Genomic DNA, 24,914 nt, shown 5'->3' with positions numbered 1-24,914 from the left:
ACACCGCAGAGCGGCTTCAAGCGGTCGCCGACGAACTCAACGACCGCCCCCGCCGAACGCTAGGCTGGAACTCACCAGCAAAAGTGATCAACGAGCTAGTCGTTGCAACGACCGCTTGAAACTACCCTCGACTGTGCAATGGTCCATTCACGCGTTGTGGGGGCGGCGGGGGCGAGCGGGTCAGGCGTCCTCGGGAGCCGTCTCGCCCAATCCGAGTTTGCGTTGCATCCGCTTCAGGCCTGCCGGCGCCCACCAGCTGGCGTCGCCCAAGAGCTTCATCGTCGCGGGTACCAGGAACATGCGAATGACGGTCGCGTCGATGATGAGGGCGGCGATCATGCCGTAGGCGATGTACTTCATCATCACCAGATCGGAGAACGCGAATGCTCCGGTGACGACGATGAGGATCAAGGCCGCAGCGGTGATGATGCGTCCGGTATGGGAGGTGCCGATGTGAATGGCTTCTGTTGTGCTGGAACCGTTTTCGCGTGCCTCGACCATGCGGGAGAGTAGGAACACCTCGTAGTCGGTGGACAGTCCGAACACGATGGCTGCGATCAACACGAGAATCATCGCCATGATCGGCCCAGGCGTGAAGTTCATCCAACCGGCCCCGTGACCGTCGATGAAGATCCACGTCAGGATGCCCATCGTTGCCCCGAGGCCGAGTGTCGTCATGAGCACCGCCTTGATCGGCAGCACCAGCGATCCGAATGTCAGGAACATCAGCACTGTCACGATGAGCACGACCAGTACCGCCATCAGCGGTAAGCGGTCGACCAGGGCGTCGATCGAATCCCGTTCTATCGCAGGCGTTCCCGTGACCTGCATCGAGGTGCCGTCGGGGGTGTCGATGCCGCGCAGGAATTCGATTGCGGGCGCGGCGTCGTTGCGATCGATCAACCCGGCCTTGAAGACGATGATGCCGTCTTTGCTGCCACCGACCGGGGAGAACTGCTCGATCAGTCCGGGCGCGTTGTTCGCCTGGTTGGTGATGGCGGCGAGGTTCTGCCCCTGCGCATTCTCGATGACCAATTTGATCGGCTCGGTGCGCTGCCCGGGGAACAGCTCGTCGAACTGCTCCTGCGCCACCCGTGTCGGATTGTCCGGCGGCAGATAGGTTTCGTTGATTCCGCCGAACGCGATGTTGCCGATCGGCAGCGTCAACGCCAGCAGCCCGAGCACGATGGTGACGACGACCTTGATGGGATTGGCCATCACCCAGGTGGTGAGCTTGCCCCACCTGCCGTTCTCTATATCCTCGGAGGACTTGGTCTTGCGCATGAACGCGAAACCGAGTGCATCGACGCGAGGGCCGAGGATCGACAGAATCGCGGGTAGAACGGTGATCGCGGTCAGCGCTGCGAGGGCAACCGTCGCGATCGAACCCAGCGCCACCGACCGCAGAAACCCATGCGGAAAGAGCAGCAGGCCACCGAGACACGCGACGATCATCGTCGCCGAGAACGCCACCGTGCGACCGGCCGTCATGACGGATCGACGAACGGCATCCGGCGTCGATCTGCCGTCGCCCAGTTCCTCTCGAAAACGGGAGACGATGAACAGCCCGTAGTCGATCGCCAGGCCGAGTCCCACCATCGACACCACCGGTGCGACGAAGCTGTTTACTTCGGTGACGTGGGTGAACAGCTTCACGATTCCGTTGGCCCCCACCACCGTCAGGCCACCGACGATGAGCGGCAGTGCGGCGGCGACTATCCCGCCGAAGACGAAGAACAACAGCACTGCCACGGCCGGGATAGCGAGGATCTCCATGCGATGGATGTCGTCGGTCATCGTCGATTGGAGGGCGGCGGCAACGGCCTGCTGGCCGGTGACCTGCACGTCGACGCCGTCGATGTAGAAAACGTCCTCGATCGCCTCGAAGTTCTCCGTCAGTTCGGTGTCGTCGGCACCCACGATCGCGATGCTGGCAATGGCGTGTTGCTTGTCGGTGGTGCCGAGAGCCGCGAGAACCGGGGCCCCTTCGGTCTTGAAGTAGCTGCCGTTGATTTTCGCGATGCGATCCGGATGGTCGGCGACCAGCGAATTCAGGTTCTGCGTGATCGCTGCGTCGAACGCCGGATCGTCGATGGTCGAGCCCTCGGGGGCGGCGTAGAGAACGATGACGTCGCCCTGGGCGTCACGTCCGAACGTGTCTTCGGCGAGGTTGCTCGCGACCGCAGACTGAGACGTCGGATCGTCGAAACCGCTCTGGCTCAGGTGGTCCGGAAGATCCCAGCCGTATGCGGCCAGGATCGACAGACCGGCAACCATGACACCGAGAACGGCATATCGGAGACGGTGGACGAAATTTCCCCATCGAACGAACACGTGTGTGTAACTCCCCCTCGGTGCACGCCGCGTCACCGCCTCGTGAATGAAACTTCGACCCCCACTACCGATTACCGCTCACATGCGCGTCAGCGCTCTCAACGGTTGCGCTCGCGCGCGAGCAATTCGCTGACACTGAGCACGTGCCCGTTTTCGCCGCCGCGATGACGGCCGCTGTCGCCGCCCTCGGGGGACGGTGCGGCCCGGCGGCCCGAAGGCTTCTCGGGCCGAGACTCGGTCGGCGCAGATCCGTTGCTGCCGTTACGTTCGGTGGCGTTGTGCTCGGATCCGTTGCTGCTGTGGCCGTTCTGGGCAGATTCGTTCGGCGGCGAGCTGTTCTCGTCGTGACCGTTGTGATTCGAGCCGTTGGCGGTCGAACCGTTGCGCGGTGTGCTCGGGGGCGGTGATGCGCTCGGTGCTCGCAGGTCTGCGAGCCAGCTTTCGATCGAACGCGAATCCGGTCCCTCGGCGCGCGGTGCTCGGGCGGCGCGGGTTCGGCTCGGTGGAGCTACCGACGGACGCGGTGCACTCGGTGCGCGGGGCGGCTGGGCCGTGGGGGGAGCCGCTACCGGGTTGACCGGGGGTGCAGGCCGGACGATGTCGGCTGCTTGGGTCGGTTCCGGTTCGACGATCGGACGCGGAGTCGGCGTCACCGGCTGATTCGGGGCGGGCCGAGGGGCGGACCGAGCGGCAGGGAGAGGGGCCGGTGCCGCACGAGTCGGCTCCGGCGGAGTCGCCGGCCGGCCGGTGACACTGCGTCGTGCCTCCTCCTTCGCGGCGTGGGTCGCCCGAATCGGGCCCGAACCATGCGGTGCGACAACAGGAATGGGTTCGGTGAGCGGTTCGCTGCGGCGCGGTGCCGGGCGTAGCGGCGGCGCGACCGTGGTGGACGGTGCACCGCCCGCGAGCGCGAGCTCGGGCACATCGGCGATGGGGAGCAGTTCGTCCTCGAGAATGGTCTCGCCGAGCCCCAGCTTCTGCTGAATACGCTTCATCCACTGCGGGGCCCACCAGCAATCGTCGCCGAGCAGCTTCATCGTGGCAGGCACGAGGAACATGCGGATCAGGGTGGCGTCGATGATGAGGGCGGCGATCATGCCGTAGGCGATGTACTTCATCATCACCAGATCGGAGAACGCGAATGCTCCGGTGACGACGATGAGGATCAGTGCCGCGGCGGTGATGATGCGTCCGGTATGCGAGGTTCCGATGCGGATGGCTTCGCTTGTGCTCGCGCCCTTTTCGCGCGCTTCGACCATACGAGAGAGCAGGAACACCTCGTAGTCCGTGGACAAGCCGAACACAATCGAGATGATCAGCACCAATACCGGAGCCATGATCGGCCCGGGGGTGAAGTTCATCAGCCCCGCACCGTTGCCGTCGATGAATATCCACGTCAGGATGCCCATGGTGGCACCGAGGCCGAGGACGGTCATGAGCACCGCCTTGATCGGCAGCACCAACGATCCGAACGTCAGGAACATCAGCAGCGTCACGATGAACACCACCAGGACGGCCATCAGCGGCAGTTTGTCTATGAGTGCACTGATGGAGTCCTGCTCGATGGCCGGGGTGCCGCCGACGAGGACGGTCGCTCCCTCGGGCACGTCGATACTGCGCAGGAAGTCGATGGCGGGCTTGGAATTGTTGCGATCGGCCAGTCCGGCCTTGAAGACGATGGTGTTGTCTTTGCTGGCACCGACGGGAGTGAACTTCTCGATCAGGCCGGGGGCGTTGTTCGCCTGGTTGGTGATCGCTGCGAGCGTGGGACCCTGAGCGTTCTCGATGACCAACTTGATCGGCTCGGTGCGCTGCCCGGGAAAGAGTGAATCGAATTCGCCCTGCGCGACGCGGGTGACGTTGTCGGGAGGCAGGTAGGTCTCGTTGATGCCACCGAACTTGATGTTGCCGACGGGAAGTGTCAGGAGCACGAGCCCGAGCACGATCGGGACAGTGACCTTGACGGGGTTGCGCATCACCCAGCGGGTGAGCTTGCCCCACATGCCGTTCTCGATCTCCTCGCTCGACTTGGTCTTGCGCATGAACTTGAGACCGAGGGCGTCGACGCGGGGGCCGAGGATGGCGAGCATCGCGGGCAGGATCGTGATGGCCGTCAGGGCAGCGAGTGCGACGGTGGCGATCGAGCCGTACGCGACGGATTTCAAGAAGCCCTGCGGGAACAGCAGCAGGCCACCGAGGGACGCGACGATCATCGTCGCGGAGAACACCACGGTGCGACCGGCCGTCATGACGGTTCGGCGCACGGCCTGAGGCGTCGAGTAGCCGTCGCCCAGTTCTTCTCGGAATCTCGAGACGATGAACAACCCGTAGTCGATGGCCAAGCCGAGGCCGACGAGAGAGACCACCGGTGCGACGAACGAGTTGACCTCGGTGAAGTTGGTGAACACCTTCACGATGCCGTTGGCACCCACGACGGTCAGGCCGCCGATGATCAACGGCAGTGCGGCCGCGACGACGCCACCGAAGATGAAGAACAGCAGCACCGCGACGGCAGGGATGGCGAGGAGTTCCATGCGATGGATGTCGCCGGCCATCGTGGACTGCAACGCTCCTGCGACGGCCTGGAGTCCGGTCACCTGCACGTCGACGCCGTCGATGTAGAACGCGTCCTTGACGGCCTGGAAGTTGTTGGTCAGTTCGGTGTCGTTGGCACCTTTGATGGCGATGCTGGCGATGGCGTGTTGCTTGTCGTCGGTACCGAGAGCAGCGAGGTTGGGTGCGCCGGCCGTCTTGAAGTAGGTGCCGTTGACCTTCTCGATCTGATCCGGGTGATCGACGGGCAGTGATTCGAGATTCGCGACGACCTTGGACTGGAACGCCGGGTCGTCGATGGAGGATCCCTCGGGCGCGGTGTACAGGACGATGACGTCACCCTGCTTGTCGCGACCGAACGTGGTGTCCGCCAGGCGGGCAGCCTGGGCCGATTCGGAGGTCGGATCGTCCCAGCCACTCTGACTGAGATGGCTGTTGAGATCGAGGCCGTAGGCGGCGAAGCCCAACAGTCCGGCCACCATGACACCGATAACGGTGTACCGCAGGCGGTAGACGAGGTCTCCCCATCTGGCGAACACTTAAGAAACTCCTTGGCGCCCGACGAGCAGGGCGGACAGCGGTCGGAAGGGCTGGAGCCACGCGCCCTCGTCGGGAAGCGAATCCAGACTCACCCGAGGCAGTGGCTCACGGAAGACGCCCGGAATGTCCTCCAGGTCGAGGAACTCCAGGATGTCCGACGTGACAGCCCAGCTTGCGTGCTCCCGGAATCCCAGCACCTGTACGGGCACTCCGGTCGCTGCGATGGCCTCCAGCGGCCCCTTGAACGCCTGACCGTCGGCGGACGCGACCATGACCCCGGCGAGGCCGCCGTCACGGTTGCGGAAGTCGATGTGGTCGAGCATGTCCGCGTCGACGTCACTGTCCTCGTCGACCTTGGGCTTGGCGAACACCGCGAAACCCACGTTACGCAATGCTTCGACCCAGGGGCGGACGACATCGGCGCTGCCGGGAGCGATGTTGGTGAACACCGTCGCCTCCGGTTCGAGCGTCGCGGTGCCGGAGGTGGAGAGTTCGGCGGTGCGGCTGAGCAGCCATCGGCCCAGTGCATCGAAGCGTGGGCGGTAGGCGGCGGTGGGTCGTCCACCCAGAATTGCGCCGAGTCCCATGTCCAGGTTGGGTGCGTCCCAGACCAACAGGACGCGTTTGTTGTGGCGCGATTCACCGATCGCACCGAGTTCTGAGGGGTCGACCACGGTGTCCGGCATGTCCGTACTGACGCTCATGCTGTCTTCTTTCCCCAGATCAATTCCGTCACCGAGCTACCGACCAACTGTGCCTTGCCCTCGAACTTGGTCACCGGTCGCTCGTGTGTCATGGGCGATTCCCAATCGAGAACGGTCAAACCGGGCTCGGCGTTCCCGGCCTCGGCAATCCACTCAGCGTATTCGGCGTGATCGGTGGCCACGTGCAGAACGCCACCGGGCTTCAGTCGATCCGCGATCATCGCGAACGTCGGCCCCTGGAGCAGGCGACGCTTGTGGTGGCGCACCTTGGGCCACGGGTCGGGGAAGAAGACACGAACGCCCGTCAACGACTCCGAGGTCAGCATGTTCTCGAGCACGTCCATCGCGTCACCGCGCAGCAACCGAATGTTCTCGATGCCTTCGCGTTCGATCTGCTGCAGGGTCTGCGCCAGGCCGGGACGGTAGACCTCGACGGCCATGAGGTTGACGTGCGGTTCCGCCGAGGCCATCGCCGTGGTGGCCGTGCCGGTGCCCGAACCGATCTCGAGAATCGCCGGACCGCTACGGCCGAACCAGGCGTCGACGTCGATCTTCTCGTCGGCGACATCCCGACCGATGCGTGGCCACAGGCTGTCCCAGGTGCTCTGCTGAGCCTCGGTCAGAGCCCCGCGCCGGGAACGGAAACTGGTCACTCTCGGGTACAGCCGTGAGCCCCGTTCCTGGGTCTGTACCGAGTTGTCTGCGGTGTCGGCAGAGGGGTCTTGGGGCTCGTTCACCGGTCCATTGTCGCGCATCGGCGAGGCGTGTGACAGGTGGGTCTCGAGTTGAAGTTGAGACTTGCTGTCCTGCCGCTGATCAGGGGCAGGGCAAGCCCGACGAATTACAACGGTGCAATTTCCTTCCCACGGCTCGACGGCACTCATGTGTGCCAGAATCGGGACCGCAGCAGGGGGCTGTGCCGCGTCCGAGAAGTGGGCGACGGGTCGTTCTGGGGGAATCGAAGATGGACGTCGCCGAGGCCGGTTTGGGCCGATTGTGTGAAAACGCTGCGTCCGGCGACGGAGCAACAGGGGGTCTCGCCGCCCGTCAGGCGATCGAGACGGCCGTTCACCACCGGCTTCGGCCGATGATCGTGCAGGTGACCGGCCGGACCGGCGTCGGAAAATCCGCGATACACGCCGTTCTCGAGTCGGTGCGGCTCGACGCGGACGGCCTCGACGTCCGCGTGCACGAGGGTGGGACGAAGAGCAGCGAGGGCGACGTCATCGTCTACGTGATCGCGGGCGCGGTGTCGCCGATGGACAGTGACTTCCTGGCTTCTCGACCGGTGGGTGCCGCGGACCGGACCGTCGTCGTGCTGACGAAGGCGGACACACTCGACGATCCAGCGGCGGCCGCCGCGGCTGCCACGGAGCAGCTCGGGCGGACGGTGCTGCCGGTGATGGGAACCACCGCGGCCGGACTGCGGGGCGTCGGCCGGGCCGGTACGTCGCTGGACATGGCCGACGTGCGAGCGGTCGCGGCAGCCGATGTTCGCCCCGCCGACCTGATGACGGTGGATCGATTTCGTGCCGCTGACATCGCGGTCTCTACGCGTCGCCGAGAAGCACTGATCGAGTGCATCGAACTGCGCGGTCTCGCCTTGCTCGTCGACGTGCTGCGGCGTCGAACCGCGGCGTCGGACGGTGATGTGTTGCGCGTGTTGGCCGACGCGACCGGCGCCGATGCGATGATCGCGGCGCTCTCGTCGGCCGTGTCGTCGGCCGCGGCAGCACGTGACGCCGAGTTGCATCGCAGCTTGCAGCAGATCTCCGCTGGGCATCGTCGGGTTCGGAGCGCTGTCGAGGCCTACCTGGCCTCGGACGAGGCGGTGGCGGCCGAGATGCGCTGCGCAGCTGTGCACCTGGGAGTGCCGATCGAGACCGATTCGGAGCAGGTGGCCTCGGAGCAGGTGGCTTTGGAGCAACTGGCGCTGTGGAAGCAGCGCGCGGCCACGTCCATCGACTCCGATGTGCGGCGCTCGGCACTCGCACTGTGTCGAGGCTACGTGCGGATGCTGCGTCGATGACTCCACTGTCGGAGGACATGAAAAGCGTTCTACGACGCTGGAATTCGGACGCACTCGACGAGATCGAGCGGGCAAGGCATGCCCGGCCCACAGGGGTTCATCTGACCGGGACTGCCGGATCGGGCAAGTCCGAACTGCGGCGTGAGCTGTCCCGCCTCGGCGGTGCCGCCGTCGAATTCACGGATTCGGTGGTCGATGCAGCTGTCGTGATGATCGTCGTCGACGCATCCGCGCCCATCGAACGCGCCGAGATCGAGCAATGGCGAAACGCCCTCGAATCCACGCCGGTCGTGTTCGTGGTGAACAAGATCGACGTGCATCGGCACTGGCGTGATGTGGTCGCAGCCGACGGTGATGTGGTTGCCGACTGCGTACCGCGGGCGGTCGATTGCACCTTTCATCCCGTCTCTGTTCGGTTGGCGCGGACGGGGCGGGAGACCGGTGACGCGGCGATGTCCGCCGAGTCGGGTCTCGGCGCTGTGGTGGCCCGTCTCGCCGCACTGCTGCTGCAAGCCGCAGCTCTCGGGGCGCAGCGCAAATACGCTGCGGCAGTGCAGGATTGCACCTCCAGGGCGCGCGCGTCGATCGTGGCGAGGGCACGGGCGGTGACCGGCGGCAGTGACTCGGCCCCACTGCGTGCGCGTCGAGCCGAACTCGTAAGCGAACGTGAGGAGCTCGGCGGTGATCGACGGGCGTTGCTGCACAATCGAATTCAGCGCGTCCGTGTCGAAGCCCTCCACGGTGCCGCCGAGGACCTGCGCGCACTGGGCGTCGAGGTCAAGCAGACGATCGACGGGGCCAGGCGCGCGGAACTGAAGCACCTCCCCGCGCATTTCGCCGAGTCCGCGCGCAGCGCTCGAAGCCGAGCGGACGCGGCACTGACGTCCGGATTGCGGGCCCTGGAGACCGATCTCGGGCTCACTGCGGTCCACGTCGAGTCGAATGCGACGGACGCACCACTAGACATCGGGGAACCGTCCCGGCGCCGGGGAATCGAGGACGCCGTCATGATCGTGGTCGGTGCGTCGGCGGGGGTAGGTCTCGCGCGGCTGGTGGTGTCGCCGATGGCGCTGGTGCCGGCCTGGGCCGTTGCCAACACGGTCATCGCCCTCGTTCTCGGCGGCGCGCTCGCGTGGTGGCTGACGCGCTCGCGGGCCTTGATGGCCGATCGCGCACACCTGCGCGGCTGGACGCAGGAAAGTCTGGCCAGGGTGCGATCGGCGGTGGAGCAACGGTTGCTCTCACGAATTCTCGATGCCGAGTCGGTCTTGGCGTCCGCCCTGGCGACTGCGGACCGGGATGCCGCGGCCCGCATCGACAACGCGCTTGCCGAGGTGGACGCCGAGTTGCGTAGGCTCGCCGACCACCGATCGGCACTGCTGTCCGCGTGCGACCGCGATCTGTCTGCCCTGGAGCGGGGACTGGAGCGATTCCGTGGACCCGACCGCGGTGCGTTTCTGCCCCGAGAACCTGTCCACGTCTCTCACGCACAGGTGGAACCGTTCGGCGAGTCAATGCGTCGGAGTCAGTAGGTGCAGTGTCGGTTCGTTCGGCAGGGGTTCGTTTCGGTCGGGAGTGAGGAGAGTCGATGATCGCGGTGGACGGCTTCGCAGTAGGGGGCTTCCTCACGGAAGCGATGGAACCGCAGGACGTCGACGACACGGGTGTGCCCTCGGATTCGACGGATTTCTTCGATCTCGACGGCGACAGCTACTACGAGACGACCGTCCGACACACCGATGCCGGGATGACGGTGGCGACCGACATCGACGGGGACGGTGTGACGGACAAGTTCACAGCGTTCGGACGTGATGGGCAGTACCGTTCCTGGGAAATTTTTCGAGAAGCGAACGGTATCGGCCGGGGCGAAATGACCGAATCCGGCGAGCTGTAGACCGAATGTTCCGACCGGGCGTCGCCGCTGGTAGACGCCTTCTTGCGGGGATCTTTCCCTATCTGAATCGGTCCTGTGACCAATCGGACAACACCCTGTTTCCGGAATCACGTCGCTCGGCGTTAACCTGAACAACAGGACACCCGGCGCTTGATCCTCGGCTTGCTGTACCCAGTAAGATGGTGTACTGCGGCTCGAACGGTCGAGCAGCACCCCGCCGAGAGGGGAAAACCGAGATCTGCTCGCGATGTTTGCCCACAGTGATCGTGCGAGTACTTCCCGGTTCCGGCTCACCCCAGGAGAGTTAGATGACCTCAGCCACCATTCCCGGTTTGAGCGGCACAGACAATGTGCCGACTCGACACAAAGAACTGCTTGCCTGGGTTGCTCAGGTAGCCGAACTGACCGAACCGGATTCCGTGGTGTTCGCTGACGGATCCGACGCCGAATGGGAGCGCCTGACCGGCAAGCTGGTCGAAGCGGGCACCTTCACTCGTCTCAACGACGAGAAGAAGCCCAACTCGTTCCTCGGCAACTCCGACCCGTCGGACGTCGCTCGCGTCGAGTCGCGGACGTACATCTGTTCCAAGGAAGAAATCGACGCCGGTCCCACCAACAATTGGATGGAACCGTCCGAGATGCGGTCGCTGATGACCGATCTCTACCGCGGCTGCATGCGCGGACGCACGATGTACGTGGTGCCGTTCTGCATGGGACCGCTCGACGCGGCAGACCCCAAGTTGGGCGTCGAGCTCACCGACTCCGAGTACGTCGTCGTCTCGATGCGCGTGATGACCCGCATGGGCCAGGCAGCACTGGACAAGATCGGCGACGACGGGTTCTACGTCAAGGCACTGCACTCGCTCGGCGCTCCGCTCGCCGAGGGTCAGGCCGATGTGCCGTGGCCGTGCAACGACACCAAATACATCACGCACTTCCCCGAGGACCGCGAGATCTGGAGCTACGGATCCGGTTACGGCGGCAACGCACTGCTCGGCAAGAAGTGCTACTCGCTGCGTATCGCATCGGCGATGGCCCACGACGAGGGCTGGCTCGCCGAGCACATGCTGATCCTCAAGCTGATCTCGCCGGAGGACAAGGCCTACTACATCGCCGCGGCCTTCCCGTCCGCGTGCGGCAAGACCAACCTCGCGATGATTCAGCCGACCATTCCGGGCTGGCGTGCCGAGACCATCGGTGACGACATCGCGTGGATGCGTTTCGGTGAGGACGGCCGTCTCTACGCCGTGAACCCGGAGTACGGCTTCTTCGGCGTCGCACCGGGCACCAACTGGGACTCGAACCCCAACGCGATGAAGACCATCGATCAGGGCAACTCGGTGTTCACCAACGTCGGCATGACCGACGACGGCGACGTCTGGTGGGAGGGCCTCGAAGGCAAGCCCGATCACCTGATCGACTGGAAGGGCAACGACTGGACGCCCGAGTCCGGAACCGATGCAGCGCATCCGAACTCGCGTTACTGCGTGCCGATGGCCCAGTGCCCGTCGATGGCTCCCGAGTGGGACGACCCGAAGGGTGTACCGATCTCGGCGATCCTGTTCGGTGGACGTCGCAAGACCACCGTTCCGCTGGTGACCGAGGCTCGCGACTGGCAGCACGGGGTGTTCATGGGAGCCACCGTCGGCTCCGAGCAGACTGCCGCTGCCGAGGGCACCGTCGGAACCGTCCGACGCGACCCGATGGCCATGCTGCCGTTCCTCGGCTACAACGTGGGCGACTACTTCCAGCACTGGATCGACCTCGGCAAGAATGCCGACGAGTCGAAGCTGCCGAAGGTGTTCTACGTCAACTGGTTCCGTCGCGGCGACGACAAGCGCTTCCTGTGGCCCGGATTCGGTGAGAACTCGCGCGTGCTCAAGTGGATCGTCGAGCGCATCGAGCACAAGGCCGCAGGCATCGAGACGCCGATCGGTGTTGTCCCCACCGCCGAGGCACTCGATATCGACGGACTCGACACCACCGTCGAGGACGTGGCCGAGGCACTCGCGGTGAACACCGACGAGTGGCAGGCAGAAATTCCGTTGATCCAGGAGTGGTTCGACTTCGTCGGCGAGAAACTGCCCACCGGAATTCAGGACGAATTCGACGCCCTCAAGCAGCGCCTGGGCGCGTAGTATTCACCACACAGAACGGGGTTCACCGAGGGGTGGGCCCCGTTCTGGCTTTCGAAGTGCGACGGTCAGGCCGTGAGTGCAGCGGCCCCGGCCAGGGTGCCGAGTCCGCCCAGCGCGGCGGGCACCACCTGTAGGCCGTCGAGGAACTTCAGGCGCGCGTGCAACGCGATCGACTCCTGAATCGGATCCCACAGCGGTGGGCCGGCCTGAGCGAAACCGCCCCCGACCACCACCATGCGCACGTCCACCAGAGCGACGGCCGAGGCGATCGCTTGCCCCAGAGCCACTCCGGCTCGCTGCAACGAGGTGATGGCAACCGGCTCCCCAGCGGCGGCATCGGCGGCCAGTGCGGTGCCGGTGTTGCCGGTCCAGCCCTGCTCGCGTGCCCACCGCACCGCTGACGGCCCACTCGACACGGTTTCGACGCATCCGATTCCGCCGCACGCACAGGGCGTCGTCGAGCCGGGAACGACGATGTGGCCGATGTGTCCCGCGTTTCCGCTGGCACCGGCCACAATTCTCCCGCCGAGCACCAACCCACCGCCGATACCGGTGGACACCACCAGACTCAGCACGTCCGGCACCCCAATGGCTGCACCGAAACGGTATTCACCGAGTGCCGCAGCACTGCCGTCCATCGCGAGGCGGATCTCGGCGTCGGGAAAGAGCTCGGCGATGTGGTCACGCAGGCCGAAGCCGTTCTTCCATTCGTCGATGTTGATCGGTGCGACCGACCCGGTCTCGAGATTCACCGGACCGGAGCAGGCGACGCCGATCTGGGTGACAGTGGCGGGTTCGGTCGTGTTCCTCAGGAGATCCGCACAGGCGTCCCAGACGTCGGACTCGGGCGTCGGCACTGTTCGAGGGTTCTGCGGACGCCCGTCGTCGCCGACGAGTGCCGCTGTCATCTTGGTGCCGCCGATGTCGAGCGCGAGTGCCGTCATCGATCCAGATTATGCGCTCGGTTTCAGAACGAGGACGAGGTTGCTTCCCAGGAATTCGCGGAGCACGGGCACGCGCATCATCCACCAGGCCCAGCGGGGGTGGTAGCGCGGGAAGGCTGCCAGCAGGGTTGCGTTGGGAGTGCTTCGCGCCCAACGTAATCCGTCAGCGGCGCTGATGTCGAACAACGATTCGCCGAATCGGTTCTTCGGTTCGTGACCGGTGGTGCGGACGTAGCGACGAGCTGCGTATTCGCCGCCGAGGTAGTGCCAGGGCCGGGTCTCGTGACCGCCGAACGGACCGAACCAGATGGTGTACGAGAGCACCGTCAATCCGCCGGGTTTGGTGACGCGGAGCATCTCCTCGGCCATGGTCCACGGCTCGCGGACGTGCTCGGCGACGTTGGAGGAGAAGCAGATGTCGACGCTGTCGTCACGGAACGGCAGCGCCATCCCGGAGCCGCGCACCGAACCGGGAATCTGCAGGCCCGCCGCGTGCATCTCCGACGCATCGGGCTCGACGGGCAGATAGCGCGCGCAACTCGCCCCGAAGACTTCCGCGAAGTATCCAGGGCCGCCGCCCACGTCCATTACCGTCGCCGCGGACATGTCTGCGCCGGTCAGGCCCCGATACAGATCGCCGATCAGCTCCACCGAATCGCGAGCCAGTGCGCCGTAGAAGATGTCCGGAGAGCTCTGTTCGTGCCCGAAGTCTTTCAGCAGCTTCACCGAGCGGCGCAGTGTCGCGCGAGAGGCGAACAGACGTGTCACGGCGGAAGTCACGAAAACGAACCCTAGCGGTTAGTGTGGCAGCGGTAATCGACTGCGGTCGAGAAACGAGTATGCGGAAATTGGGTGAAGCGAGCTGTGCGCGAGGTTCTGTTGCTGTGCTGGCGCGATACCGGGCACCCGCAGGGCGGCGGCAGCGAGCGTTACCTCGAGCAAGTCGGCGCAGGTCTGGCTCGACGCGGCGTGCGCGTCACGCTGAGGACGGCGTCGTACCCCGGAGCACCCGCCGAGGAGATCGTCGACGGCATTCGCATCAGTCGCGGTGGTGGACGCCTGTCGGTGTATCCCCGCGCCCTGGCCGCCATCGCGGCCGGTCGGCTCGGTTTCGGACCGCTCAAGGGCATCGCACCCGATGCGGTGATCGACACCCAGAACGGCATTCCCTTCTTCTCCCGTGCCGCGCTCGGCGTGCCGGTGACGCTGCTGGTGCACCACTGCCACCGTGAGCAGTGGCCGGTCGCCGGACCGATGATGGCCAAGCTCGGCTGGTGGCTCGAGTCGACGGTGTCTCCCAGAGTGCATCGCCGCAATCAGTACCTGACGGTGTCGTTGCCCTCCGCGGACGAGCTGGTTGCACTCGGCGTCGATCGCGAGCGCATCGCCGTCGTGCGTAACGGAGCCGACGAGATCCCGCAGTCGGTGCCCGAGGGTGGCGAGAGCACGCGCACCGCTCACCCGTCTCTGACCGTGCTGTCCCGGTTGGTTCCGCACAAGCAGATCGAGGACGCCCTCGACGTCGTCGCTGCGCTGCGCGGCCGGATTCCCGATATCCACCTCGACGTGATCGGCGGCGGCTGGTGGGAGCAGAACCTCCGCGACTACGTCGCCGACCTGGGCATCGGGCAGTACGTCACCTTCCACGGCCATGTCGACGAGGACCGTAAGCACGCGCTGCTCGGTCGGTCGTGGGTCCACGTCATGCCCTCTCGCAAGGAGGGCTGGGGTCTCGCGGTCGTCGAGGCGGCTCAGCACGGTGTGCCGACGGTCGGCTATCGCAGTTCCAAGGGCCTCACCGATTCGATCATCGACGGGGTGACCGGTGTTCTGGTGGGCGGGCTCTCGGCTGACGAACAGGACCGGGACGTCTCCGGTCTGATCGCTGCCGTTTCGGAACTGCTGCAGGACGCCGAAGCTCGCACACGCCTGGGCGAGAAGGCGCGCGTGCGAGCCGGCGAATTCTCCTGGGAGCAGTGCGCAGAGGGCGTCTACTCGGTGCTCGACGCGACGACGCGTGGAACGTGGTCGTCAGGTCTGGTCGGTGCGACGCACTCGGAATCGGCCCAGCAGTCCTACCGCTAGACCCCCGAGAAGTAGCAATGCCCACGCCAGGTGGGCGAGGATGACGGCCGTTGCCGGACGGCTTTCGACGAGCACCGGATTCGGTACGCGGTACAGCGTGAGCTGATCGTCGGAGTACACGGTGTCGAGTTCCTTCAGCGTCCGTTCGGAGTCACCGAGTTCACCGGGGGTCGTGTTCTCCACCAGCACCCAGCCGACGCCCGATGCAGCCAGGGTTTCTGCGGATTCGCCTGCCAGCAGAGCATTCTGGACTTCGGTGGCCCGCGTCCCCTCGCCCCGCACCGTGCCGCCCGCGACGAGGAGTTCGCCGGTCTGCAGCACGTCCAATGGCAGCAGGCGCGGAGCGGGATCGAGAACGGGAGCAGTGCCGCTGTAGGCAAAGCGGCGAAACATTCCGGCCGGAAGCACTGCGACATCGCCCTCGCTGCCGTCCAGTTCGGAAGCGACCGCCTGCCACGACGCCGGATACGCCACCGGCCGCATCGAGTTCCCGACGCCCCAGACCAGGTCGGGTAGGGCAATCAGCAGGGCCACGATCAGCCCTGCACTACGCAATCGGGTGCACTGGACCGCGCTCAGCGCGGCCGGCTGCACCCGATTCGGTCGACTACTGGCCCCGGCAGCAGCGGCCAGTGCGTAGAACGGCATGGCCAGCGCAACCCACTTCTGGGAGTCGCGAAGCAGACCTGCACCGGGAACGGTCTCGCCCAGTGCGCGAGCCAACTCCAGACCCGGTCCCGTCGCTGCGAGTGCAGGGGCGGCAACGGCAACGAGTGCAAGAACGCCGAGGCCGACGATCACGGGATTCCTTCGCCGCCGGAACAGTGGTCGCACACCGAGCGCGACCACCGTGAGCAACACAGCAGTGCCCGCGAACGCGAAAATGCTTGTCCGAGAACCGGGTACGGCGTCGGAGTTCCATATGCCGCCCAGGCCGGCCACGCTCCCGATCGTGCCGAGACCCGGCTCGGCCCGCGCCGCGAACGCCGCCCAACCCGCCGGATCCGCCTGCTCGACGCCACTGCCGGACACCACCGTCGCCACCAGCCACGGCGCCGACGCCACCGCCGCCAGAACAAGTAGGCCGACCACGCGCAGGCCGCGTCGGGCACCCCCGGGGGCGGCCAGGACAACCAGTGCGATGGTTGCGGCAAGTAGTGCGCCGGTGGGGGTGAGCCCAGCGGCGGCGAGGCAGACCGCCAGCGCCCACCAGGAGCGGCCCCTTCTGACCGCGAGAGAAGCGACCACGGTCCAGGGAAGGGCGGCGTATCCGACGAGCAGGCTCCAGTGGCCCTGCAACAGTCGTTCGGCGACGTACGGGTTCCACACGGCCACCGTCGACGCGACGAGCAGAGCGGGCATTGGAGCCGTCGGCAGCACCGTCCGCGCCATGACCGCCGCACCCCAACCGGCCAGCCACAGTGCCAGCAGCAGAATGGTCTTGACCACCAGGCCACCGTCGAACACCGTCGACAGCGCGGCGATCGCGGCGTCCTGCGGCACTGCCCGCGCGGCCGCGTCGGCGATTCCCCAGGCGGAGTCGGTGAAATAGGACCGGGGAGTGCTGACGGCGTCGCGCAGCAGGAGATAGCCGGGGGCGAGCAGTGGGCCGAGAATCACCACCGAGAGCAGCAGGCTGTAGAGCGGCGGCGTCCACCTCGACCTCGACCACGCCATGTTCGGCACCCTATACCGTGGGCTCATGTCTTTCCGCGCCTCGTCCGAGGCAGACCACACGGCGGGTGCGTCGGTCGCCGGGATGGGGATGGTGACGGCGGGTTCGATGTTCGCGAACGTTGCGGCGTACCTGCTGCAGGTCCTCGCCAGCCGGATGCTCGGTGTCGAGGGTTACGGCGAATTCGCGAGTCTGCTTGCTGCGCAATTGGTTCTGGCGGTTCCGGCGTTGGCGTTGCAATCCGTTGTTGCGCGTGAAGTGGTGCGCGGGCGCAGTTCTCGCGAACTGCGAACAGTGGGATACCGGTGTGCGGCGGTGGTGGGGGTGCTCGCTCTGGCGCTGGCACCCGCACTGTCGGCGGCCATGGACATCTCGGTGGGAGCGACCGTGTCGGCGGTCATCGCTGCACCGGTGCTGGTGCTGCTGGCTGCCGAACAGGGATTGCTGCAGGGGCGTGGGCGCTTCGGCGCTTTGAGTGTGGTGCTGGCCGCAGCCGGTTTCGGCAAGGTGGCCCCGGCCGTGGTGGTGTTGCTGCTCGGCGGTGGTCCCGGTTCGATTCTTCTTGCCACGGCCGCGGGCATCGGCGTGGTGGCACTCGGTGCGCGGTGGACGGCCGGGGTGCCGGTGAACTCGGTGTCGGAAACCAAAGTCACCGTTCTGGCCGTGCTGCAGGCGTCGCAGGTGCAACTGGTTCTTATCGCGATGTCGGCGCTGGATCTGGTGCTGGCGCGCACGCTGCTGAGCACCAACGAGGCCGGGCTGTACGCCGTCGGGGCCGTCGCGTCCAAGGCGGCGTTCTGGTTGCCGCAGGCCGTCGGGGTGGTGCTGTATCCGCGAATGGCGAACCCGTTGCACTCCGACTCCGCGGTGCGATCGGCGCTGGCCGTCGTCGCCGGGCTCGGGACGGTTCTGGTGATCGGCGGAGCAGTGGCGTCACCGCTGCTACCGCTGGTCGTGGGTGATACGTATTCCGGTGTGCAGGAATATGTTTGGCTGTTCGTGTTGCAGGGGGCATGCCTGGCCGTGCTGCAGAGCGCGCTGCTGTGGGCCATCGCAGGCGAGCGCACCCACCTGGCGTTCGTCGCCTGGTTCGCCCTCGCCGTCGAAATACTGCTGTTGGTCTTCGTGGCGTCGACGCTGGCGCAGTTCGTCACCGTTGCTGCGGTCACAGCCGCGGTGACGATGGTGGTGGTGTGCGGACTGGTGTTGTTCGCCCGCGACGCACCGCGCTGAGAACGCCCCAGAAAACACGAATGGCGTGGTCATGTGCTGTCACATGACCACGCCACCGGCTACTGCCTGTTACTCCTTGGCGAGGTTCGTCCGCGGAATTTCTTCCGTGCGATCCGTCGTCCAGTCGCGGTTCGATGCAGTTCCGTCACTGGGGATCGGTCGCGGAGTGTTGTCCACCCGGGACGGCTGACGGTGTCCACCGTTTCCGCCGCTGCGCAGGAGCAGGAAGGCTCCGGCGATCAGTGAGATGACACCGAGGATGCCGGCGACGATCGGGACGGTGCGGCCGAAGAGGGAGAGCTTGTCCTGGCCGTCCTTGGCCTGCTGGATCTGGTACTCGACGGTGTTCTCGTCGAACGTGATCGGGGCCTTCAGTACGTCGACCTCGGGCTTGCCTGCCTCGCGTCCGTAGTACTGGTGAATCTGCTCCTCGCCCTTGACGACAACGCCGGTTTCGGGCTCGACCCACACGGTGCGGGTGTTCTCGTACCAGCGGGTCATCGTGACCGGCGCGGTTCCACCCTCGACGCCCCAGGTGTCGGCGGGCAGGGTCACCTTGTTGGTCGGCAGGTTCACCACGGTCGACAGATCGACCGGGCCGACGGTCTGCTGGTACTGGTACACCGGCGTGCCGTTGATCTCGGTTTCCTCGACGAAGTCGATGTCCTTCGAGGCGCGCGCGTTGACGTCGAAGTACGGGTAGCTCTTCTGCTCGGCGTTGAACGGGAATTTGTACTGCAGACCGACGTGAGCGACTTCCTCGGCGGGCTTGTCGCCTGCCACCTGGATGGTGCCGATCGGGTTCTCGACGGGCATCGAGGTCTTGCGGTCGATGGTGACGCGGTCGACGGTTGCGGTCAGCAGTCCGGTGTCGGCCTGCTTGTCGGTGCGACGCAGAGTCTGACCGGCCTGCAGCGTCATGATGTCGGCATCGGCGGGATCCTCGACGGTGACGAAACGCTGCGAAGTCAGCGGAACGTTCTGGTCGACGACGGCGCGCCCTGCTGCCAGTGACCGTGCGTCGAGGACGCTTCCGGTACCGGTGGAGACGGTGGTGACCTCGAGATCGAGGGGAGTCTTCTCGAGTGCCGAGACGGTGTAGGTGGGGATGAGGATGGCGGCGACCACCAGAAACGCGCCCAAGCCGATGAGTACGAGGGCAAGTATCCGGCTCGGCCCTGAGCGCTCCGCCATGCTGAATCTCCTTAGTTGACCGCTTCATGGAAGACACCGCAGGCGGGAAGCAGATTCGCCCCCGACGCGATGTCCGAATTATTACGACACGTCGCAGGTGACAGTAACAGTCGACGGTGGCACCGGTCTCGTCCATGCCGGTTCGACACGGCACACTGATGCCACCATGAGCACACGAGTCCACTCGGCATCCGTCGTACCCCTGCGCGCGTTCGTGCCTGCGCTCGAGGGAATGCGCGCGCTGGCCGCGATCGGCATCGTCGTCACTCACGTCGCCTTCCAGACCGGAGCTGCCAATTCACCGCTGACGGGGCGTATCTGGGGCAGGTTCGATCTCACGGTGGCCATTTTCTTCGCGCTGTCGGGATTCCTGCTCTGGCGTCCCCACGCCGCGCAGGCCCGCGGGATCGCACCGGCCCAGCCGGCTCTGCGCTACTTCTGGTCGCGGGCCGTGCGCATCCTGCCCGCCTACTGGGTCGTCGTCGTGCTGGTGCTGTTGTTTCTGCCGAACGCAGGCGGGGACTACCGGGTGTGGTTGGCCAATCTGACTCTGACTCAGGTGTTCGTGCCGCTGACGTTGACCGAGGGCATGACCCAGATGTGGTCGCTGTCGGTGGAAGTGGCGTTCTATCTGCTGCTGCCCGTCATTGCCTGGCTGATGGTGCGGCTGCGCGGTTCGTCGGCCCGACTGCGAATTCCGATGCTTCTCGCGGCGTCGGTGCTGACGTTGTCGTGGTCGTTCCTCCCGATCACCACGGCCGACGCCATCCACCACGACAATTGGCTGCCCGGGTACTTCCCGTGGTTCGCGGCCGGGATGGTGTTGGCCGAGGTATCGGTTGGCCCGCAGACCTGGGTGCATCGGTGGGCCAGGCGTAGAGGGGTGATGCCGTCGATCGCCCTGACGGCATTCGTGTTGTCGGCGACCCCGTTGGCGGGCCCGCAGGGATTGGTGCGACCCGAGCCGTGGCAGTTCGAGCTCAAGATCGTGTTCGGTGCCGTGCTCGCGTTCGCGATGCTTGCGCCGCTCGTCCTGGCCGACACCGGCCGCCGGCACAGAGTTCTCGAGCATCCGGTGATGCTCACGCTCGGGCGCTGGTCCTACGGAATCTTCATCTGGCACTTGGCGGTGCTGGCCGTGGTGTTCCCGGTGTTCGGCATCATTCCGTTCTCGGGCGGAATGTGGTTCGTGTTGCCCGTGACCCTTGCGCTCTCGATCCCGGTGGCCGCGGCCAGCTATGCGCTGATCGAAGAACCGGCTCGACGCCGTTTCGCGCCGAAGAAGAAATCGATCACGGCTTCCGCATCGCACTGATCGCCAACGCGACGATGCCGATCAACGCCGCCAGTTGTACTCCGTACGATCCGCCCACGTATCCCTCGGTCGAGCGCCACGGGCCGAGTGAGAGCAGCGCCGCGCCCAGCAGGGCGAATCCGCCTGCTGCACCGATCAATATGCGCGACGAGAGCACACGACCGTAGCGGCGGTCGAGGTACACCGCGCCGACGCCGATCACGACGACGGTGACCGCACCGGCAATGCCCGCCAACACGATCGCCGCCCCGAGCAATGCCACGAGTGCAGCCGGGATGCTTCGCCATGGACGCGGCGGCAGGCCGAGCTCCGCGACGCTCCGCGGTCGACGCAACGCCGCGAACAGCAAGGGGATCAACAGCAACAGTCCACCGAAGATGCCGAGTCGGTACCAGCGATCGCTGACGAAATCCAACGAGATCGTGCCCGACGCCCCGGCCGGAACGATCCAGGCCTGTTGCCACCCGTCGACCACGACCGCGGACAGTTCGACGCCGCCGGGAGTGGTTGCGCGCCAACCACTGTTGTTGCTCTCCGGTATCACCAGCAAGCGGTCCTCGGTGGTGGAGGTGAGCGTCACCTCGCGGTGATCGGGGCTCCACGCGGTGGTTCGAGCGGCCTGCGGTGCCGAGCTCGTCGGCCACTGCGCCGGAATGGGCATGGTGCGCAACCTGATTCCGTCGACGAAGAACGACGCACCCGGTTCGATCACCACGTCCTGGCGTCCTTCGGGCAGCGACACCGGGTTGACGAAGTTCTCGTTCATCGGCCTGTCGGCATCGCACACCGACGCCTTCAGTGGCTCGCCGGAACGGAATCGGTCCGCGGTGGCCGTCACCGACGTACGTACGGTCTGCCCGGCGATGGACACGAGGGGGCCGTCGAAGCAGTCCACGGTGATCTCGCGGTCACCGTCGTACGGTGCGCCGATCGGCTCACCTCCGGACAGCGGTGTCACTTCGGCGAAACCAGGGGGCTGAGACTGGATGAATCCCAACGAGTTTCGGTCCAGTACCCCGTCCCAGTCCACGATCGACAGGACGATTCTGTCGGTGACCTGTGGTGCCAGCTGCAGGGTCGTCGAACCGTCGGCGTCGACATCGCGCACCATCGGACCGTTACCGAGGTTGACGGCCACTCGGGTGGGGTGTGCTGGAAGTGCGCCCAGGCTCGGGCTGAGTTCGAGCCCGTCCACCAGTGTGGGAGTGGGCAATTCGATGGTCAGGGTCGGGTAGGTCCCGGCGCGGTCGGTGATCGATTTCTCCGGCGCGGTCCAGGATGTACGCGGATCGCCGTCGGTGGCGGCGAACGCCGAGCCGTGCAGGTCCGCGACGTCCGACGCCCCGCTGGCGAGAGGTCGTCCCGGCTGCGCCAACAGCGCTTCGAGTTCGGGAGACTGACGCGTGCGAACCGTCAGATCGGGGATGACTGCGGTACCCATCGGCACCTCGATCGTGCGCGAGAAGCGGCCGAGTTCCTCCGGTGACTTGGACAGTCCACTGCTGCAACGAATTCGATCTTCGGTGTCGAGGCAACCGGAACGGCCAGGGAATTCCTGGCCCAGTTCCCATGCGTCCACGCTCGCCCCGGCCGGAGTGGGTGGCAGCACCGCGCGATGGACGATGGACACCGGCTTCGGGTTGTCCCGATCGGAGTAGTCGTCCACCGACACCTCGCTGATGCCGAACTGGCTGCCCCGAGTTCCGTCGACCGTGGACTTCGCGGTGATACGCAACCACGGAGTCTCGCCGCCCGGCAGCGAGACCGTCATCGGCTCACCGGGCTTGTCGACGCGCGCCGCCGTGGAGCCGTTCGGGGTGGTGATCTCCACCCACTTCACCGGATCGCCGATCGTTCCCGGACTGGTGCGCATGTGCAACAGTCCACCGCGTACCGGTGTATCGAAATCCAGTTGAAGCCATTGCCCCACAGCACGTTCGATCCCGTTGCTGATCCAGCCGGTGGCCAGATCGCCGTCCACTGCCGCCGCGACACCGCTGCCGGGGGCACTGCCGCCGATCTGCGTGGCGTCCGACGCCGAGCTCGACGCCGTCAGGGTCGCACCCTCCCACTCGGCGTCGACGGTTTGCGCCCCGTACACCGGATAGTCCGGAACTTCGTTGAGCGAACGGCGGGGCTCGTCGGCGGCCCGCAGAGCGGAGTTGTGATTGTCGACCTGACCGAAGTCGGTCTCGCGATTCATCGGAGTGTCGGTCACCGTCACCGAGTCGACGGGAAGACTTGCTGCAGCCGCATCCGAGGCCAGTAGAGTCGGGCCCGATGGAACGGGCTTGCGAATTCCGTTGTTTCGCAACTCGTTCGAGCGCAGAATCGACTCCGGACCGCCCTGGACCACCGGCACCCGATCCACATCCACCGTGTAGGGACCGGAGGCCGGAACGTCCGACACCGCGTCGACGGCATAGATCTCGACGGCCGGATACGCGGGCCTGAGATCGCCGTCCAGAACCACCCCGTCGACCTGGCCGGGAGCCACGTCCTCACCGAATTGGGCCACCTTCTCGAGCCCCGGCGAACCGTCGAGCACCTGGTGTACCGATGCCGGACGGGTGGAGCGGGAGTTCTCGGGATCGAGGTCGTTGCGCACGACGACGTAGCTGATGCCCTGTCCCGCAAGGGTGTCGGCCAACCCGGCGGACGGCTGACCGTCGGCGAAGAGTCGTTGTACGGAATCCAGTGCTCGGATGGCACCCGGAGGTGTGAGCGGCACGGCGTCGCGGACGGCCCAGGGCGTGGTGGCGAGGGCCTGCAGTGGTTCGTCTCGGGTCAGTCCCCAGGTCTGCAGGGCGAAGGGTGCGCCGGGCACGATCAGCGCCCGTTGCGCGTCGGAACCGTCGGGGCTCGATCCCGACGCATGCGCGGTGAGCCAGTCCGCAGCGTCGTGCCAGTACTGCGGAACGGCCTCGTAGGCACCGCGGGGCGCGAGCTTGCCCGTCCAGGCCAACGACGTGGACAGCGTCAAGGCCACGAGGACCAACGCCGTCACCGCCATCATCGGATGCTTCTCGGGATGCGCGACGGCCGATCGCCACTGCGTCCGCGGCGCGGAACCCGGTAGCGGAACCCGAGCCAACAGGTGAGCCAGGCCCAGCACCAAAGGAATTCGAATGACGGGTTCGAGTTTGTGGATGTTGCGTAGCGGCGCGCCCGTGGAATCGAGGAACACTCGAACAGCCGCCGCGAACGGACCGTCCAACTCGCCGACGAATCCCGCACCGAGACCGACGAGTCCGACGAACAGCATGATCGTCAACCGGCCACGGGCGGGCATCGACCGCATCGCCAGGCCCGCGATTCCGGCGGCCGCGATCAAACCTGTTGCGATGACGGCGGCGGGCTGAGTCACCAGCACGGCACCGGCCACCCGCTCGGGAGAGACGAACGGCGTCCAACTGCCGGTGCCCCGCAGCACCTCCGTCAACGACGTCCACTGTGTGGTGGTGCCGGACGATTCGATGTAGTCGAGAAACGGCGGAGAGACCTTGCCCAGCAACAACAGTGGAACGATCCACCACAGCGTGGCCAGCGCCAGAAAGCCCGTCCACCAGGCGCCGAACACGACCCAACGCCGGTTCGGCCGATGCGTCAGCATCCAGATCACGGCCACCGACACCGCGGCGGCCGTCGCGACGGCATTGACCGCGCCCATGAGCGCCACCGCCAGTGCGGACTGGGCAGCCGCGCGCCGAACCGTCTGTCTTGCATCGTCCCCGGTAACCGTTTGGGGTCGTTCCGCAGGCTGCACTCCCAGATAGCGCACCATCGGAATGAGCACCCACGGGGCCAACATCATCGGCATCGTTTCCGAGGAGATCGACGCGAGGGTGGTGATCACGCGCGGAGACAGAACGAACGCCGTCGCTGCGATCAGGCGGGAGCTGCGGCTGCCGATACCGAGGGCTTCGGCGAGCCGAACGATTCCCCAGAATCCGGCGATGAGCAGTAGCGCCCACCAGATTCGCTGGGTGATCCACGGCGGGATCGACAGCAGGTCACCGCCGGCGAAAAATGTGCCGTGCGGGAAGAAGTAGCCGTAGGCCTGGTTCTGCACCTGCCCGAGCGGGGCCGCGCTGTTCCACTGGTGCGAGGCACGTTCGAGAAAGCCGAGGGGATTCTGCGCCAGGTCGTATTTGGTGTCGGCGACGGTGAAGCCGGGGACCTGCAGAAAAGTGAGAAGGAGCGCCAGTGCGGAGACACCGAGGAGCCATTTACGGCCGAGCGGCTCGGCCGAGATCATCGAACCACGAAAGCGACC

16 protein-coding genes and 1 pseudogene are annotated in these 24,914 nt (G+C 65.9%); 8 read left to right on the top strand and 9 right to left on the bottom strand.

Going from position 1 to position 24,914, the window contains the following annotated elements:
• Positions 1-119: pseudogene (locus ACNEOT_RS20370) on the top strand (IS30 family transposase); the annotation flags it as partial.
• Between the two features lie 61 nt (positions 120-180).
• On the opposite strand, the gene ACNEOT_RS20365 reads toward ACNEOT_RS20370, so the two are convergent.
• The 4 genes from ACNEOT_RS20365 to trmB form a co-directional block, all read right to left on the bottom strand.
• Positions 181-2,334, bottom strand: a complete 2,154-nt coding sequence (locus ACNEOT_RS20365; protein ID WP_415976317.1) for an MMPL family transporter — start codon at positions 2,332-2,334, stop codon at positions 181-183.
• A 98-nt stretch (positions 2,335-2,432) separates the two neighbouring features.
• Complete coding sequence (locus ACNEOT_RS20360) at positions 2,433-5,426, bottom strand: MMPL family transporter (RefSeq protein ID WP_415976315.1); 2,994 nt, start codon at positions 5,424-5,426, stop codon at positions 2,433-2,435.
• The gene (locus ACNEOT_RS20355; protein ID WP_415976381.1) at positions 5,427-6,113 is read right to left on the bottom strand and encodes an NYN domain-containing protein; all 687 of its coding nucleotides are present in this window, start codon (positions 6,111-6,113) and stop codon (positions 5,427-5,429) included.
• 14 nt (positions 6,114-6,127) lie between these two features.
• On the bottom strand, positions 6,128-6,886 hold the full coding sequence (gene trmB / locus ACNEOT_RS20350) for a tRNA (guanosine(46)-N7)-methyltransferase TrmB (protein WP_415976313.1): 759 nt from the start codon (positions 6,884-6,886) through the stop codon (positions 6,128-6,130).
• A gap of 209 nt (positions 6,887-7,095) precedes the next feature.
• Between trmB and ACNEOT_RS20345 the strand changes: the two genes are divergently transcribed.
• From ACNEOT_RS20345 to ACNEOT_RS20330, 4 genes are all read left to right on the top strand, one after another.
• On the top strand, positions 7,096-8,160 hold the full coding sequence (locus ACNEOT_RS20345) for a hypothetical protein (protein WP_415976311.1): 1,065 nt from the start codon (positions 7,096-7,098) through the stop codon (positions 8,158-8,160).
• Positions 8,157-9,692, top strand: a complete 1,536-nt coding sequence (locus ACNEOT_RS20340) for a hypothetical protein (RefSeq protein WP_415976309.1) — start codon at positions 8,157-8,159, stop codon at positions 9,690-9,692. The genes ACNEOT_RS20345 and ACNEOT_RS20340 overlap by 4 nt, the downstream gene beginning before the upstream one ends.
• A 56-nt stretch (positions 9,693-9,748) precedes the next feature.
• Positions 9,749-10,054 carry a DUF6802 family protein gene (locus tag ACNEOT_RS20335; protein ID WP_415976307.1) on the top strand — a complete coding sequence of 102 codons (306 nt, stop codon included), beginning with the start codon at positions 9,749-9,751 and terminating at the stop codon, positions 10,052-10,054.
• A gap of 308 nt (positions 10,055-10,362) precedes the next feature.
• Positions 10,363-12,192: a phosphoenolpyruvate carboxykinase (GTP) gene (locus tag ACNEOT_RS20330; RefSeq protein ID WP_415976305.1), complete on the top strand. Its 1,830-nt coding sequence runs from the start codon at positions 10,363-10,365 to the stop codon at positions 12,190-12,192.
• Between the two features lie 65 nt (positions 12,193-12,257).
• On the opposite strand, the gene ACNEOT_RS20325 is transcribed toward ACNEOT_RS20330, so the two are convergent.
• Both ACNEOT_RS20325 and ACNEOT_RS20320 read right to left on the bottom strand, forming a co-directional pair.
• A complete protein-coding gene (locus tag ACNEOT_RS20325; RefSeq protein ID WP_415976304.1) occupies positions 12,258-13,136 on the bottom strand; it encodes an ROK family protein in 879 nt (292 codons plus the stop codon).
• 9 nt (positions 13,137-13,145) lie between these two features.
• Positions 13,146-13,916, bottom strand: a complete 771-nt coding sequence (locus ACNEOT_RS20320) for a class I SAM-dependent methyltransferase (protein WP_415976302.1) — start codon at positions 13,914-13,916, stop codon at positions 13,146-13,148.
• A gap of 84 nt (positions 13,917-14,000) precedes the next feature.
• Here ACNEOT_RS20320 and ACNEOT_RS20315 point away from each other — a divergent pair, with 84 nt between their 5' ends.
• Positions 14,001-15,221, top strand: a complete 1,221-nt coding sequence (locus tag ACNEOT_RS20315) for a glycosyltransferase family 4 protein (protein WP_415976379.1) — start codon at positions 14,001-14,003, stop codon at positions 15,219-15,221.
• On the opposite strand, the gene ACNEOT_RS20310 is transcribed toward ACNEOT_RS20315, so the two are convergent.
• On the bottom strand, positions 15,168-16,898 hold the full coding sequence (locus ACNEOT_RS20310) for a hypothetical protein (RefSeq protein WP_415976300.1): 1,731 nt from the start codon (positions 16,896-16,898) through the stop codon (positions 15,168-15,170). The genes ACNEOT_RS20315 and ACNEOT_RS20310 overlap by 54 nt on opposite strands.
• Before the next feature lie 25 nt (positions 16,899-16,923).
• Between ACNEOT_RS20310 and ACNEOT_RS20305 the strand changes: the two genes are divergently transcribed.
• The gene (locus ACNEOT_RS20305) at positions 16,924-18,129 is read left to right on the top strand and encodes a polysaccharide biosynthesis protein (protein ID WP_415976299.1); all 1,206 of its coding nucleotides are present in this window, start codon (positions 16,924-16,926) and stop codon (positions 18,127-18,129) included.
• Positions 18,130-18,198: 69 nt separating this feature from the next.
• Here ACNEOT_RS20305 and ACNEOT_RS20300 read toward each other — a convergent pair whose 3' ends face one another.
• Positions 18,199-19,323: a DUF3068 domain-containing protein gene (locus ACNEOT_RS20300; RefSeq protein WP_415976298.1), complete on the bottom strand. Its 1,125-nt coding sequence runs from the start codon at positions 19,321-19,323 to the stop codon at positions 18,199-18,201.
• A gap of 166 nt (positions 19,324-19,489) precedes the next feature.
• Here ACNEOT_RS20300 and ACNEOT_RS20295 point away from each other — a divergent pair, with 166 nt between their 5' ends.
• The gene (locus tag ACNEOT_RS20295) at positions 19,490-20,638 is read left to right on the top strand and encodes an acyltransferase family protein (protein ID WP_415976297.1); all 1,149 of its coding nucleotides are present in this window, start codon (positions 19,490-19,492) and stop codon (positions 20,636-20,638) included.
• On the opposite strand, the gene ACNEOT_RS20290 is transcribed toward ACNEOT_RS20295, so the two are convergent.
• Positions 20,616-24,896, bottom strand: a complete 4,281-nt coding sequence (locus ACNEOT_RS20290) for an alpha-(1->3)-arabinofuranosyltransferase (RefSeq protein WP_415976296.1) — start codon at positions 24,894-24,896, stop codon at positions 20,616-20,618. The genes ACNEOT_RS20295 and ACNEOT_RS20290 overlap by 23 nt on opposite strands.
• Positions 24,897-24,914 lie beyond the last annotated feature (18 nt).

Source organism: Rhodococcus sp. 077-4, from assembly GCF_047782425.1.
GTDB lineage: Bacteria > Actinomycetota > Actinomycetes > Mycobacteriales > Mycobacteriaceae > Rhodococcoides.
Note: the sequence above shows the minus strand (reverse complement) of the source record. Positions and strands in the feature narration are given on the sequence as shown.